The sequence below is a fragment of the Streptomyces sp. NPDC094143 genome (assembly GCF_040303825.1).
Lineage (GTDB): Bacteria > Actinomycetota > Actinomycetes > Streptomycetales > Streptomycetaceae > Streptomyces.
The window spans coordinates 109,853-123,442 of sequence record NZ_JBEOTZ010000009.1; the positions used below are offsets into that span (position 1 = coordinate 109,853).

At 71.6% G+C, this 13,590-nt stretch carries 8 protein-coding genes; 3 read left to right on the forward strand and 5 right to left on the reverse strand.

Annotated features, from left to right (window positions below; all coding sequences use genetic code 11):
• The first annotated feature begins 101 nt into the window (after positions 1-101).
• Complete coding sequence (locus tag ABTZ58_RS14560) at positions 102-986, forward strand: hypothetical protein (protein ID WP_351355298.1); 885 nt, start codon at positions 102-104, stop codon at positions 984-986.
• Between the two features lie 143 nt (positions 987-1,129).
• Here ABTZ58_RS14560 and qcrB read toward each other — a convergent pair whose 3' ends face one another.
• The 5 genes from qcrB to ABTZ58_RS14585 form a co-directional block, all read right to left on the reverse strand.
• The gene (gene qcrB / locus ABTZ58_RS14565) at positions 1,130-2,785 is read right to left on the reverse strand and encodes a cytochrome bc1 complex cytochrome b subunit (RefSeq protein WP_351355301.1); all 1,656 of its coding nucleotides are present in this window, start codon (positions 2,783-2,785) and stop codon (positions 1,130-1,132) included.
• A gap of 101 nt (positions 2,786-2,886) precedes the next feature.
• A complete protein-coding gene (locus ABTZ58_RS14570; RefSeq protein WP_351355304.1) occupies positions 2,887-3,621 on the reverse strand; it encodes a vWA domain-containing protein in 735 nt (244 codons plus the stop codon).
• 213 nt (positions 3,622-3,834) lie between these two features.
• Positions 3,835-5,298 carry a glutamate synthase subunit beta gene (locus ABTZ58_RS14575; RefSeq protein ID WP_351355307.1) on the reverse strand — a complete coding sequence of 488 codons (1,464 nt, stop codon included), beginning with the start codon at positions 5,296-5,298 and terminating at the stop codon, positions 3,835-3,837.
• A complete protein-coding gene (gltB, locus tag ABTZ58_RS14580; RefSeq protein WP_351355310.1) occupies positions 5,291-9,898 on the reverse strand; it encodes a glutamate synthase large subunit in 4,608 nt (1,535 codons plus the stop codon). The genes ABTZ58_RS14575 and gltB overlap by 8 nt, the downstream gene beginning before the upstream one ends.
• Before the next feature lie 381 nt (positions 9,899-10,279).
• Positions 10,280-11,011 carry a VIT1/CCC1 transporter family protein gene (locus ABTZ58_RS14585; RefSeq protein ID WP_351355313.1) on the reverse strand — a complete coding sequence of 244 codons (732 nt, stop codon included), beginning with the start codon at positions 11,009-11,011 and terminating at the stop codon, positions 10,280-10,282.
• A gap of 228 nt (positions 11,012-11,239) precedes the next feature.
• Between ABTZ58_RS14585 and ABTZ58_RS14590 the strand changes: the two genes are divergently transcribed.
• Together ABTZ58_RS14590 and ABTZ58_RS14595 are read left to right on the forward strand one after the other, a co-directional pair.
• Positions 11,240-12,301 (forward strand): ADP-ribosylglycohydrolase family protein, encoded by a 1,062-nt coding sequence (locus ABTZ58_RS14590; RefSeq protein ID WP_351355316.1) that lies wholly within the window; start codon positions 11,240-11,242, stop codon positions 12,299-12,301.
• Entirely contained in the window at positions 12,298-13,590 is a 1,293-nt protein-coding gene (locus tag ABTZ58_RS14595) for an ADP-ribosylglycohydrolase family protein (protein ID WP_351355319.1), read from the forward strand. Before ABTZ58_RS14590 ends, ABTZ58_RS14595 begins: the two co-directional genes overlap by 4 nt.

Consider the following 13,590-nt stretch of genomic DNA (forward strand, 5'->3'; position numbering starts at 1 on the left):
CCGGGGGTGAGGACGACCGGTTTTCGCCGCGGCCGCGCCCGTCCGTGGCGCGCCCGGCCCTCGTACAGTGGAACCGGGTTCCGGCGTCTTGGGGGTGAGGCGTGGCGAACGACGGGCCGGTCGAGCACGGCTACCCGCATCTGGAGACGGTGCGGGCCGCCATCACGGCGCTGTACAGGCGCCTGTCGTACGACACGATCCAGACGTTCGCGGCCAGCGTGCTCCCCGCCGACGTGGCGTTCTGCGACACCGACGACCTGTATCTGGGGGCGCAGCGGGTCGCGCAGGAGCTGGTGCGGCACTACCGGCTGCCGGACGCGCGGCTGATCGTGAGCTTCCGGCAGATGCGGCACGCGGCGAACGTCGAGCTGGCGGCGGGGCCGGAGTACTTCGTGGAGCTGAACGACCGGTTCCGTACGCATCGGCGGGACATCGGGGCGGCCCTGGCGCACGAGGTGACGCATGTGTACCTGCATCGCCTGGACCTGTCCTTCCCGGGCGTGCGGGACAACGAGATCCTCACGGACACGGTGACGACGTACCTGGGCGCGGGGTGGCTGCTGCTGGACGCCTACCGGGAGGACGGGGCGTCCTCGCAGAAGCTGGGGTACCTGACGCCGGAGGAGTTCGGGTACGTGCTGGCGAAGCGGGCGCTGGTGTTCGGCGAGGACCCGTCGGTGTGGTTCACCAGTCCGCAGGCGTACCGGGCGTACGAGCGGGGCAGGGAGCTGGCCCGGCGGGACGAGCAGCAGCCGCCGCTGACCGCGGCGGGTTGGGCGGGGCGGCGCCGGTACGCCCGGGACCGGCGGCACGCGCCGGAGGGGCCGCAGCCGGGGGTGCGGTACGCGTTCTCGCCCGACGCGGGCGGACGGCTGCGGGTGTCGTTCCCCTGTCCCACCTGTCACCAGCGGATCAGGGTGCCGGTGAAGGGACGGGTCCGGGCACGGTGCGCGCTGTGCGGGAGCGTGCTGGAATGCGACACCTAGGCCCCCGCTGGTCCCTGGGCGCACGTGGCGGCCCGGGGTGATCGCCCTCGGGTGAGCCGGGTCGTCCTCGGGTGAGCCGGGTCGCCAGGCCCGGGCCCCGCGCACCGCCCGGGGGCCAGGGCAGAAGTGCCGGGCCCTGGCGGTCAGTGACCGTGATCGCCGCTGGTGATCTCCCGGTACTCCTCCACCGTCGGCTTCTCGATCCGCGCGTCCGGCCCGAACATGGCGTGGGCGAGCCGGGCCCGCACCCGCTGGGACCGCTTGACCCTGCGCCGCACTCCCCCGGCGTCGACCTCGGGCCCGATCGTGTACGGCGGGTGCTGCTCGTGCTGGGTGAGGGTGAACAGGTCCGCCTGCGTGAGCGGTTCGTGCACCTCGATGTACTCGCCGGTGGGCAGCCGTTTGATGGTGCCGGTCTCCCTGCCGTGCAGGACCTTGGCGCGGTCGCGGCGCTGCAGGCCCATGCAGATCTTCTTGGTGACGAGGAAGGCGACGACCGGCAGCACGAAGACACCGATCCGCACGAACCAGGTGATGGCGTTGATGGACAGGTGCAGATGGGTGGCGACGATGTCGTTGCCGCCGCCGATCAGCAGCACGGCGTACAGGGTCAGCCAGGCCACGCCCAGGCCGGTGCGGACGGGCACGTTGCGCGGCCGGTCCAGGATGTGGTGCTCGCGCTTGTCGCCGGTGATCCACGCCTCGACGAAGGGGTAGACCCCGAGGGCGAGCAGGATCAGCGGGAACAGCGAGAAGGGGATGAACACGCCGAGGACGAGGGTGTGGCCCCAGAGGTTGATCTCCCATCCCGGCATCACCCGGATCAGTCCCTCGGAGAAGCCGAGGTACCAGTCGGGCTGGGCGCCGGTGGTGACGAGGTCGGGCCGGTAGGGGCCGAAGGCCCACACGGGGTTGATCTGGGCGATGGCGCCCATCACCGTCAGCACGCCGAAGACGAGGAAGAAGAAGCCGCCCGCCTTGGCCAGGTAGACGGGCAGGAAGGGCATCCCGACGACCGACCGCTCCTGGCGTCCGGGCCCCGGGAACTGGGTGTGCTTGTGGTAGAAGACCAGGATCAGATGGGCGGCCACCAGGCCCAGCATGATCCCCGGCAGCAGCAGCACATGGACCGGGAAGAGGCGCGAGATGATGTCGTCGCCCGGGAACTCCCCGCCGAAGAGGAAGAACGCCACGTACGTGCCGACGATCGGGATCGACAGGATCGCCCCGTGCGCGAAGCGCAGGCCGGTGCCGGACAGCAGGTCGTCGGGGAGGGAGTAGCCGGTCAGGCCGGTGATGATGCCGAGCATCAGCAGGGTCCAGCCGAAGACCCAGTTGAGCTCGCGCGGCTTGCGGAAGGCGCCCGTGAAGAACACCCGCATCATGTGCACCAGCATGCCGGTGATGAAGACCAGCGCCGCCCAGTGGTGGATCTGCCGGATCAGCAGCCCGCCGCGCACGTCGAAGCTGATGTCCAGGGTGGATTCGAACGCCCTGGACATCAGGACGCCGTTGAGCTCGGTGTAGGAGCCGTTGTAGACGACCTCCTGCATGCTCGGCTCGAAGAACAGGGTGAGGTAGACGCCGGTGAGGATCAGCACGACGAAGCTGTAGAGGGTGACCTCGCCGAGCATGAAGGACCAGTGGTCCGGGAACACCTTGCGCATGTTGGCCTTGGCCAGCGCGTAGAGCCCCAGCCGGCCGTCCGCCCAGTCCGCGAGCTTCTCTCCCTTGCCCGCGGGGGCTTCCCTGCGGGCAGGGGCCGCCCCGTACACCCGTCGTGCGCCGTCGTCGCCCATACGTCGTCGCCTCCCCGTCGGATCCCTCCCAGCGTGGCACGGCTGCCCGGCGGCGCCAACGGGGCGAGGGGGCGGCTACGCCAAGGGGGCGAGCGCGCCGCTCAGCGCCTGCCGGGCTCCCGCACGATGCCCGCGGCCCTGGCGGCCACCAGCCACTTCGGGAACTCCCCCACCAGCCGGTCGTACAGCTCGCCGTCCGGCACCCGGCGGGGGTCCTCGCCCGCGTGGAAGAACCCGGCGTTGTCCACGACCCGCTTGCCGGGCACGGCCAGCTCGTCGAGCTTGCGCAGGAAGTCGAACTGCTTGCTGCGCGGGTCGCCGAAGCCGATGAACTGCCAGAACAGCGGGAGCCTCGCCGCCTTGCACAGATACCGCTCCGCGGCGAGCTTGTTGATCGGCCCGCCGTCGGTCTGGAAGACGACCAGGGCGGGCTCGGCCGTCCCGCTGTCGAGGTAGTGGTCGATCACGGCGTCCATGGCCAGGTGGTAGCTGGTCTTGCCCATGTGCCCGAGCCCGGCCACGATCCGCTCGATCCGCCCCTGGTGACCGGCCAGGGCGATCTCCGTCTCGGCGTCGACGTCGGTGGAGAAGAACACCACGGGCACGGTGCCGTCGTCGTCGAGGTGCGCCGACAGCCCGAGCACCCGGTCGGCCAGCGCCTGCACGCTGCCGTCCCGGTAGTAGGGCCTCATCGAGCCGGAGTAGTCGACCACGAGGTAGACCGCGGCGCGCAGTCCGTCCAGCCCGTGCTTCGTGAGGGAGACCCCGGCGCTCTTGTACAGGTTCACCAGCGCGGGAGCGGTCTCCTGCACCTTGGTCAGACTGATCGCGGTCATGGCTCACTCTCTCACTCCTCGACGGCCATTCCATCGCCCGGCTCCAGCGCCCGGTCGGCGGGACCGAGCCGCCCGGCCGGCTCGTCGGCGAGCAGCGGGGCCGGCCGGTCGAGGACGTGCGACGGCGCCTGCCCGGTCGTCCGGTCGGGGACAGTGGGGCAGGCGCCGTCGGTGTTCCGTACGCCTTTGTACGGGACGTCGTGGGGGCGCGCGTCAGACCATCAGCGCACGGTCCGTCGGGCGGATCGGGGCCGGCAGGTCGCTGGCACCGGTCAGGAAGCGGTCGACGCCCCTCGCGGCCGAGCGGCCCTCCGCGATCGCCCAGACGATGAGCGACTGGCCGCGGCCGGCGTCACCGGCGACGAACACGCCCGGCACGTTGGTCTGCCAGTCGGCGTCGCGGGCGATGTTGCCGCGCTCGTCGAGCTCCAGGCCGAACTGCTCGACCAGGCCGTTCTCCCGGTCGGTGCCCGTGAAGCCCATGGCGAGCGTGACCAGCTGGGCGGGGATCTTGCGCTCGGTGCCCGGCTTCGGCGTCAGCTTGCCGTCGATGAACTCCACCTCGGTGAGGTGCAGCCACTGGACGTTGCCGTCCTCGTCGCCCTCGAAGTGGGTCGTCGAGACCGAGTAGACGCGCTCGCCGCCCTCCTCGTGGGCCGAGGTGACCTTGTACAGCATGGGGAAGGTCGGCCAGGGCTGGTCGACCGGGTGCCGCTCGTCGTTCGGGCGGGGCATGATCTCCAGCTGCGTCACGGAGGCCGCGCCCTGGCGGTGGGCGGTGCCGACGCAGTCCGCGCCGGTGTCGCCGCCACCGATGACCACGACGTGCTTGCCCTCGGCCGAGATCGGGGGCGCCACGAAGTCGCCCTCCTGCACCTTGTTCGCCAGGGGCAGGTACTCCATGGCCTGGTGAATGCCCCTGAGCTCGCGGCCGGGCACCGGCAGGTCACGGGCGGTCGTCGCGCCGACGGCCAGGACCACGGCGTCGTACCGCTTCTTCAGGTCGGTCGCCTTGAGGTCGCGGCCGATCTCGACACCGGTGCGGAAGCGGGTGCCCTCCGCGCGCATCTGCTCGATGCGGCGGTTGATGTGCCGCTTCTCCATCTTGAACTCGGGGATGCCGTAGCGCAGGAGGCCGCCGATGCGGTCCGCGCGCTCGTAGACGGCGACGGTGTGGCCGGCGCGGGTCAGCTGCTGGGCGGCGGCGAGACCGGCCGGGCCCGAGCCGACGACCGCGACGGTCTTGCCCGAGAGGCGCTCCGGGATCTGCGGGGCGACGTCCCCGGTCTCCCACGCCTTGTCGATGATCGAGACCTCGACGTTCTTGATGGTGACCGGCGGCTGGTTGATGCCGAGCACACACGCCGACTCGCAGGGAGCGGGGCACAGGCGGCCCGTGAACTCCGGGAAGTTGTTGGTGGCGTGCAGACGCTCCTGCGCCGCCGACCAGTCCTCGCGGTAGGCGTAGTCGTTCCACTCGGGGATGAGGTTCCCGAGCGGGCAGCCGTTGTGGCAGAACGGGATGCCGCAGTCCATGCACCGGCTGGCCTGCTTGCTGATGATCGGCAGCAGGGAGCCGGGGACGTAGACCTCGTTCCAGTCCTTGACGCGCTCCTGCACGGGGCGGGACTTGGCGACCTCGCGCCCGTGGTTCAGGAAGCCCTTCGGGTCAGCCATTGATCGCCGCCTCCATCATCTTCTCGTGGGTCTCGGTCTCGGAGAGACCGGCTCGCTCGGCGGCGTCCTTGGCGGCGAGCACTGCCTTGTACGTGCTGGGGATGATCTTGCTGAAGCGCTCGACGGCGGTGTCCCAATCGGCCAGGAGCTTCTCGGCGACGGTGGAGCCGGTCTCCTCCTGGTGGCGGCGGACCACGTCGTGCAGCCACTGCCGGTCGGTGTCGTCCAGCGCCTCGATCGCGTCCAGGTTGCCGGCGTTGACGTTGTCCCGGTCGAGGTCGATCACGTAGGCGACACCGCCGGACATGCCGGCCGCGAAGTTGCGGCCCGTCTCGCCGAGCACCACCGCGTGGCCGCCGGTCATGTACTCGCAGCCGTGGTCGCCCACGCCCTCGGAGACGACCGTCGCGCCGGAGTTGCGGACGCAGAACCGCTCACCGGTCTTGCCGCGCAGGAACATCTCGCCGCCGGTGGCGCCGTAGCCGATGGTGTTGCCGGCGATGACGCTGTACTCGGCGAGGTGGTCGGCCGCGCGGTCCGGGCGGACGACGATCCGGCCACCGGACAGGCCCTTGCCGACGTAGTCGTTGGCGTCGCCCTCCAGGCGCAGCGTGACACCGCGCGGCACGAACGCGCCGAAGGACTGGCCCGCGGAGCCGGTGAAGGTGATGTCGATGGTGTCGTCGGGCAGGCCCGCGCCACCGAACTTCTTCGTCACCTCGTGGCCGAGCATGGTGCCGACCGTGCGGTTGATGTTGCGGATCTGCACCTGGGCGCGGACCGGCTGGGCCTCGGTGGCGTCGGAGGCGGCCAGGGCGTCGGCGGCGAGCTTGATCAGCTGGTTGTCGAGCGCCTTCTCCAGGCCGTGGTCCTGCGCGATGAGCTGGTGGCGCACCGCGCCCTCGGGCAGCTCGGGCACGTGGAACAGCGGCTCCAGGTTCAGGCCCTGCGCCTTCCAGTGGTCGACCGCGCGGGTGACGTCGAGGGCCTCGGCGTGGCCGACGGCCTCCTGGATGGAGCGGAAGCCCAGCTCGGCCAGGAGCTCGCGGACCTCCTGGGCGATGTACTGGAAGAAGTTGACGACGTACTCGGCCTTGCCGTTGTACCGCTCGCGCAGCACCGGGTTCTGCGTGGCGATGCCGACCGGGCAGGTGTCCAGGTGGCAGACGCGCATCATGACGCAGCCGGAGACGACGAGCGGCGCGGTCGCGAAACCGAACTCCTCGGCGCCGAGCAGCGCGGCGATGACGACGTCGCGGCCGGTCTTCAGCTGACCGTCGGTCTGCACGACGATGCGGTCGCGCAGGCCGTTGAGCAGCAGCGTCTGCTGGGTCTCGGCCAGGCCCAGCTCCCAGGGGCCGCCGGCGTGCTTCAGCGAGGTGAGCGGGGAGGCACCCGTACCACCGTCGTGACCGGAGATCAGCACCACGTCCGCGTGCGCCTTCGACACACCCGCCGCGACGGTGCCGACGCCGACCTCGGAGACCAGCTTGACGTGGATGCGCGCCTGGGGGTTGGCGTTCTTCAGGTCGTGGATCAGCTGGGCCAGGTCCTCGATGGAGTAGATGTCGTGGTGCGGCGGCGGGGAAATCAGGCCCACGCCGGGCGTCGAGTGCCGCGTCTTGGCGACCCACGGGTAGACCTTGTGGCCGGGCAGCTGGCCGCCCTCGCCGGGCTTGGCGCCCTGGGCCATCTTGATCTGGATGTCGTCGGAGTTGACCAGGTACTCGGAGGTCACGCCGAAGCGGCCGGAGGCGACCTGCTTGATGGAGGACCGGCGGGCCGGGTCGTACAGGCGCTCCGGGTCCTCGCCGCCCTCACCGGTGTTGGACTTGCCGCCCAGCTGGTTCATGGCGATGGCGAGGGTCTCGTGCGCCTCCTGCGAGATGGAGCCGTACGACATGGCGCCCGTGGAGAACCGCTTGACGATCTCGGAGACCGGCTCGACCTCGTCGATCGGGATGGGCTCCCGGTCGGACTTGAAGCCGAACAGGCCGCGCAGCGTCATCAGCCGCTCGGACTGCTCGTTCACGCGCTCGGTGTACTTCTTGAAGATGTCGTAGCGGCCGGAGCGCGTGGAGTGCTGCAGGCGGAAGACCGTCTCCGGGTCGAACAGGTGCGGCTCGCCCTCGCGGCGCCACTGGTACTCGCCGCCTATGTCCAGCGCGCGGTGCGCCGGGGCGATGCCGGAGGCCGGGTAGGCCTTGGCGTGCCGTGCGGCGACCTCCTTGGCGATGACGTCGATGCCGACGCCGCCGATCTTGGTGGCCGTGCCGTTGAAGTACTTGTCGACGAAGGCCTCGTCGAGACCGACGGCCTCGAAGACCTGGGCGCCGCGGTAGGAGGCGACGGTCGAGATGCCCATCTTGGACATGACCTTCAGCACGCCCTTGCCGAGGGCGTAGATCAGGTTGCGGATGGCCTGCTCGGGCTCGATGCCGGGCAGGAAGGTGCCGGCGCGGACCAGGTCCTCGACGGACTCCATCGCCAGGTACGGGTTGACGGCGGCGGCGCCGTAGCCGATGAGCAGGGCGACGTGGTGGACCTCGCGGACGTCGCCGGCCTCGACCAGCAGGCCCACCTGGGTGCGCTGCTTGGTGCGGATGAGGTGGTGGTGGACGGCCGCGGTGAGCAGCAGCGAGGGGATCGGCGCGTGCTCGGCGTCGGAGTGGCGGTCCGACAGGACGATCAGGCGGGCGCCGTTCTCGATGGCGGCGTCGGCCTCGGCGCAGATCTCCTCGATCCGCGCGGCGAGCGCGTCACCGCCGCCGTGCACCCGGTACAGGCCGGACAGGGTCGCGGCCTTGAAGCCGGGCATGTCGCCGTCGGCGTTGATGTGGATGAGCTTGGCCAGCTCGTCGTTGTCGATGACCGGGAAGGGCAGCAGGACGCTGCGACAGGAGGCCGCGTTCGGCTCCAGCAGGTTGCCCTGCGGGCCGAGGGAGCTGCGCAGGGAGGTGACCAGTTCCTCGCGGATGGCGTCCAGCGGCGGGTTGGTGACCTGCGCGAACAGCTGCGTGAAGTAGTCGAAGAGCAGGCGCGGGCGGTCCGACAGCGCGGCGATCGGCGAGTCGGTGCCCATCGAGCCGATCGGCTCGGCACCGGCCTTGGCCATCGGCGCGAGGATGACGCGCAGCTCCTCCTCGGTGTAGCCGAAGGTCTGCTGGCGACGGGTGACCGAGGCGTGGGTGTGGACGATGTGCTCGCGCTCGGGCAGGTCGGACAGCTCGATCTCGCCGGCTTCCACCCACTCCTGGTAGGGGTGCTCGGCGGCGAGCTGGGCCTTGATCTCGTCGTCCTCGATGATGCGGTGCTCGGCGGTGTCGACGAGGAACATGCGGCCGGGCTGCAGGCGGCCCTTGCGGACGACCTTGGCCGGGTCGATGTCCAGGACGCCGACCTCGGAGCCGAGGACGACGAGGCCGTCGTCGGTGACCCAGTAGCGGCCGGGGCGCAGGCCGTTGCGGTCGAGGACCGCGCCGACCTGGGTGCCGTCGGTGAAGGTGACGCAGGCGGGGCCGTCCCAGGGCTCCATCATCGTGGAGTGAAACTGGTAGAAGGCGCGCCGGGCCGGGTCCATGGAGTCGTGGTTCTCCCACGCCTCCGGGATCATCATCAGCACCGAGTGCGGCAGGGAGCGGCCGCCCAGGTGCAGCAGCTCCAGGACCTCGTCGAAGGAGGCGGAGTCGGAGGCGTCGGGCGTACAGATCGGGAAGATCCGCTCGATCGTCCTGTCGTCGGAGCCGAACAGGTCCGAGACGAGCTGCGACTCACGGGCGACCATCCAGTTGCGGTTGCCCTTGACGGTGTTGATCTCACCGTTGTGCGCGACGAAGCGGTACGGGTGTGCGAGCGGCCACGACGGGAAGGTGTTCGTCGAGAACCGGGAGTGCACGAGGGCGATCGCGGAGGCGAAGCGGCGGTCGGACAGGTCCGGGAAGAAGGGCTCCAGCTGGCCGGTGGTCAGCATGCCCTTGTAGACGATCGTGCGGGCCGACAGCGACGGGAAGTAGACACCGGCCTCGCGCTCGGCGCGCTTGCGCAGCACGAAGGCCTTGCGGTCGAGGTCGATGCCCGTGGCGGGCACGGCCGCGCCGTCGGTGACGAAGATCTGGCGGAAGACGGGCATGGTCGACCGGGCGGTGGCGCCGAGCAGCTGGGGAGCGACGGGGACCTCGCGCCAGCCGAGGACGGTCAGGCCCTCGTCGGCGGCGATCGTCTCGATCTGTGAGACGGTCTCGGCGGTGGTGTGCTCCGGCAGGAAGGCGATGCCCACCGCGTAGGCACCGGCCTCGGGGAGTTCGAATCCGGCCACCTCGCGGAAGAAGGCGTCCGGGACCTGCGACAGGATGCCGGCGCCGTCGCCCGAGTCGGGCTCGGAGCCGGTGGCACCGCGGTGTTCGAGGTTGCGCAGGACGGTCAGAGCCTGCTCGACCAGGGTGTGGGACGCCTCGCCGGTGAGGGTGGCGACGAAGCCGACGCCGCAGGCGTCGTGCTCGTTGCGGGGGTCGTACATACCCTGCGCAGCAGGGCGAGCATCCATGAACGACCAGTTCTGGCCATTCGCGGAGTGCTGGGACGGCTGGCGCGGCGTACGCATCGGCTCTCCCGTCGTCGTCATCTGGCATGTGCAAGTGCCGAGGGACGACGTTGGCCCTCTGCGTGATCGCAAAATTTCGTGCAGGTTACATGATGGAGCGGTTCTCGGGAACCGGGATAACCCGTTCCACCATGCGGACACCGCGGGCTCGCGGCGGGGGTTCCGCGCCGACGGTGGAAGCTGTGGGGGCCGCTACGGAACGACCGGGTGAGATCGATGTCCGTCGGGCCCGACGGCGGGACAGGCGTCTTCGCCCGGCCCGCTGAGACGCGCGGTGAGCCTCATTGCCCACAGCGCTTGGGGCTCATGCCCGGTGGTTGCGCGCTCGAAACCAGCGGGTAACGGTTAGTTATGCGGCCCCTCGCATAAGTCCGAGCCGCGCTATCCTACGGCCGTTCCGAACAGAGTGCCCAGGGCGTACGTCACACCGGCCGCCGCGCCACCCAGGAGCAGCTGGCGCAGACCGCTGTACCACCAGGTGCGCGCCGTCACCTTGGCCACCACCGCGCCACAGAGGAAGAGCCCCAGCAGCGCCAGCAGCACGGCCGGCCACATACTGCTCGCCCCCAGCAGATACGGCAGCACGGGCACGAGCGCGCCCAGCGCGAAGGAGCCGAAACTCGACACCGCGGCCACGGTGGGCGAGGGCAGGTCACCCGGGTCGATGCCCAGTTCCTCCCGGGCGTGGATCTCCAGCGCCTGCTCGGGATCCTTCGACAGTTGCCGGGCCACCTCGCGGGCCAGCCGCGGCTCGACCCCCCGCGCCTCGTAGAGGGCGGCCAGCTCGGCCTCCTCGTCCTTGGGGTGCTTGCGCAGCTCGCGCCGCTCCACGTCCAGCTCGGCCTCGACCAGCTCGCGCTGCGAGGCCACGGAGGTGTACTCACCGGCGGCCATGGAGAACGCGCCGGCGGCCAGACCGGCCAGACCGCTGAGGACGACGGTGTGCTGGCTGACCGACCCGCCCGCGACGCCGGTCATCAGGGCCAGGTTGGAGACGAGGCCGTCCATCGCGCCGAACACCGCGGGACGCAGCCAGCCGCCGTTCACGTCCCGGTGCGTGTGGTTGTCCCGGTGCGCCTCGTGCAGCGCCGCCTCGGTCTCGATGATGGCCATGGAAGAACCCCGCTCCCCTGGGTCGAACCAGCTACCTTGGACAAGTTCCAGAGTTTTACAACGCCAAAATTACGCCGCGGATTCCGCCCTCGCCAGCAAGGAAAGGCTGAGCTAACCTGCGGGTTTGCCGTTTTTCGCTCACTTGATCATCACCTCGCCCAGATGTCGACCGGGTGATGCTGGGGCTGGTGAGGCTCGCCGAAGTCGTCCCAGTGGGACACATGCCGTATGGCATCGACCGCCTGCATCCCCTCCGTCCCGGCGCCCGGGGACGCCGCCGGACTCCGCGCTCGGGCCCGCGGCGCGCTGCTGGGCCTGGCCGTCGGTGACGCCCTCGGAGCGCCGGCCGAGAACATGAAGCCGTCCGAGATCCGCGCGCGGTGGGGCCGCATCACGGGCTACGTGGCCGAGCAGCCGTCCGGCACGGACGACACCGAGTACGCGCTCTTCTCGGCCCTGCTGCTGGCCCGGCACGGCTCCGCGCTCACCCCGGCGCACGTCGAGGCGGCCTGGCACGAACTGATCGCCGACCGCGACGAGGGCCCGTTCCGGGGCGCCGGCTTCAGCGAACGCGGCACGCTGGAGAACCTGCGCCGGGGCCTGGCCGCACCCATCTCCGCCCAGCACCGGCACGCCTGGAGCGACGGCCTGGCCATGCGCGCGGCCCCCTTCGGGGTGTTCGCGGCGGGCCGCCCGGCGGAGGCGGCCCGGCTGGTCGCGATCGACGGCTCGGTGAGCCACGACGGCGAGGGCATCTACGGCGGCCAGGCGGTGGCGGCGGGCGTCGCCGCGGCCATGGCCGGCGCCCCGCCGGTCGCGGTGGTGGCCGCGGCCCTCGCGGTCGTGCCCGACGACTCCTGGACGGCCCGGAGCCTGCGCCGCGCGGTGGCGGTCGCCCACCGCGGCGAACGCGCGGTCCGCTCCGCGGTCGTCATCGGCGGCTACCCCTGGACCGACCTGGCCCCCGAGGCGGTCGCCCTCGCCTTCGGCGCGTACGCGGCGGCCGACGGCGACTTCGAGCAGTCCGTCCTGACGGCGGTGAACATGGGCCGCGACGCGGACACGACGGCGGCGGTCGCGGGCGCGCTGGCGGGCGCGACCCGGGGCGTCTCGGCCATCCCGGCGGCCTGGGCGGCGGCCATCACCCCGGCCAGGGGCTCCTGCCTGCCGGCGATGGCGGGCCACCACGTCCTGACCGTGGCGGACCTGCTGACCCCGGCGCCACCCACCGCGAAGCCGAACGCGACGGCCTTCACCCTGGCGCCCGACAGAACGGAGCCCCTCGCATGACGACCCTGGACCCGACGACGGCCCCTGGCCCGACGACGGCCCTGGACGTCGAACCGGCGGCGGACGACGGCGCACCTCCCGCCACACAAGAACCCCCCGCGGCCGCCGACGGCGAAGTCGCCCCACGGGAGACCAGGACCCCTCGGGTGACAGTTACGGGCCGTGCGCGGGTGGGAGACAAAAGGGCCGAAGGCCTCCTGCTCGGACTGGCCGCCGGCGACGCCGCGGGATGGCCCGCCGCCCGCCACAGAGCCGCCCGCATGCCCGACTGGACCCGCCGCCTCACCCGCGAACTGGACACCTTCGCCGAGCACAACGCGACGACGACCCTCCCCGTCCCCATCGCCCTCAACCAGCCCCCGGAACCCCTCCGTCTGGGCCCCTCCGACGACGCGGAATGGGCGGCCTTCGCCGCGGAGGCCCTCCTGCGCGCAGGCGACGACACCGTCCTGAACGACCTGAGCCGAGACCGCCGCACCCGCGCCGCCATCGACCTGACCTGGAACGCCATCGCCTGCGAGGTCGCCGCCGCGGCGGACCGCGCCCCCGAGATCGAGTCCGCCGTCCTCCCCCTGCGCGCCCGCATCTCCGTCCGCGCCGGCCTCGGCAACCTCGCCACCGGCCTGCGCCCGCCCGCCACCGGCCACGACAACCCGCACTACTTCGACGACGCCGCCTGCGTCCGCGCCTGCGTCCTGGCCGTGGCCCACCCCGGCGACCCCCGGTGCGCCGCCGACCTCGCCGAGTTCGACGCCCGTTACACCCAGGACGGCGACGGAGTGCACGGGGCCCGCGCCATGGCGGCGGCCCTAGCCCTCGCCCTGGCCGGCTCCGGCGTCGACGCCTGCGTCACGGCCGCGCTCGCCGAGCTCCCCGAGGAGACGGAGATCGGCCGCAACGCCCGGCACGCCCTGCGGCTCGCCCTCGCGGCGGACGGCGCCTTCGCCCTCGTCCCGCCCCTGGAGCACCAGATCGTCGACCACGTCTACAGCTACGGCATCGCCGCCGCCGAGACCGTCCCGGTCGCCCTGGCCCTGGCCACCGCCGCCCGCGGCCGCATCACCGAGGCGGTCCCGGCGGCGGCCTGCCTGTCCCGGGTGGCGGACTCCGCCCCCGCCCTGGTGGGCGCCCTCACCGGTGCCCCGGGCGGCGGCGCGTCGATCCCGGTCTCCTGGCGGGACGCCTGCCGCACCCTCTCCGGCTGCGTCCTGCCCCGCCTCACCGGCACCGACCTCGTCGAACTCGCCGAGCTCCTGGAAGCCGTACAACCGGCCCAGCCCGATGGATGA

Excerpts from the sequence above, each read along its gene's own strand:
- qcrB (WP_351355301.1), bottom strand. The coding sequence starts at position 2,785 with ATGGGCGACGACGGCGCACGACGGGTGTACGGGGCGGCCCCTGCCCGC.
- gltB (WP_351355310.1), bottom strand. The coding sequence starts at position 9,898 with ATGCGTACGCCGCGCCAGCCGTCCCAGCACTCCGCGAATGGCCAGAAC.
- ABTZ58_RS14575 (WP_351355307.1), bottom strand. The coding sequence starts at position 5,298 with ATGGCTGACCCGAAGGGCTTCCTGAACCACGGGCGCGAGGTCGCCAAG.
- ABTZ58_RS14570 (WP_351355304.1), bottom strand. The coding sequence starts at position 3,621 with ATGACCGCGATCAGTCTGACCAAGGTGCAGGAGACCGCTCCCGCGCTG.
- ABTZ58_RS14595 (WP_351355319.1), top strand. The coding sequence starts at position 12,298 with ATGACGACCCTGGACCCGACGACGGCCCCTGGCCCGACGACGGCCCTG.
- ABTZ58_RS14585 (WP_351355313.1), bottom strand. The coding sequence starts at position 11,011 with ATGGCCATCATCGAGACCGAGGCGGCGCTGCACGAGGCGCACCGGGAC.
- ABTZ58_RS14590 (WP_351355316.1), top strand. The coding sequence starts at position 11,240 with ATGGCATCGACCGCCTGCATCCCCTCCGTCCCGGCGCCCGGGGACGCC.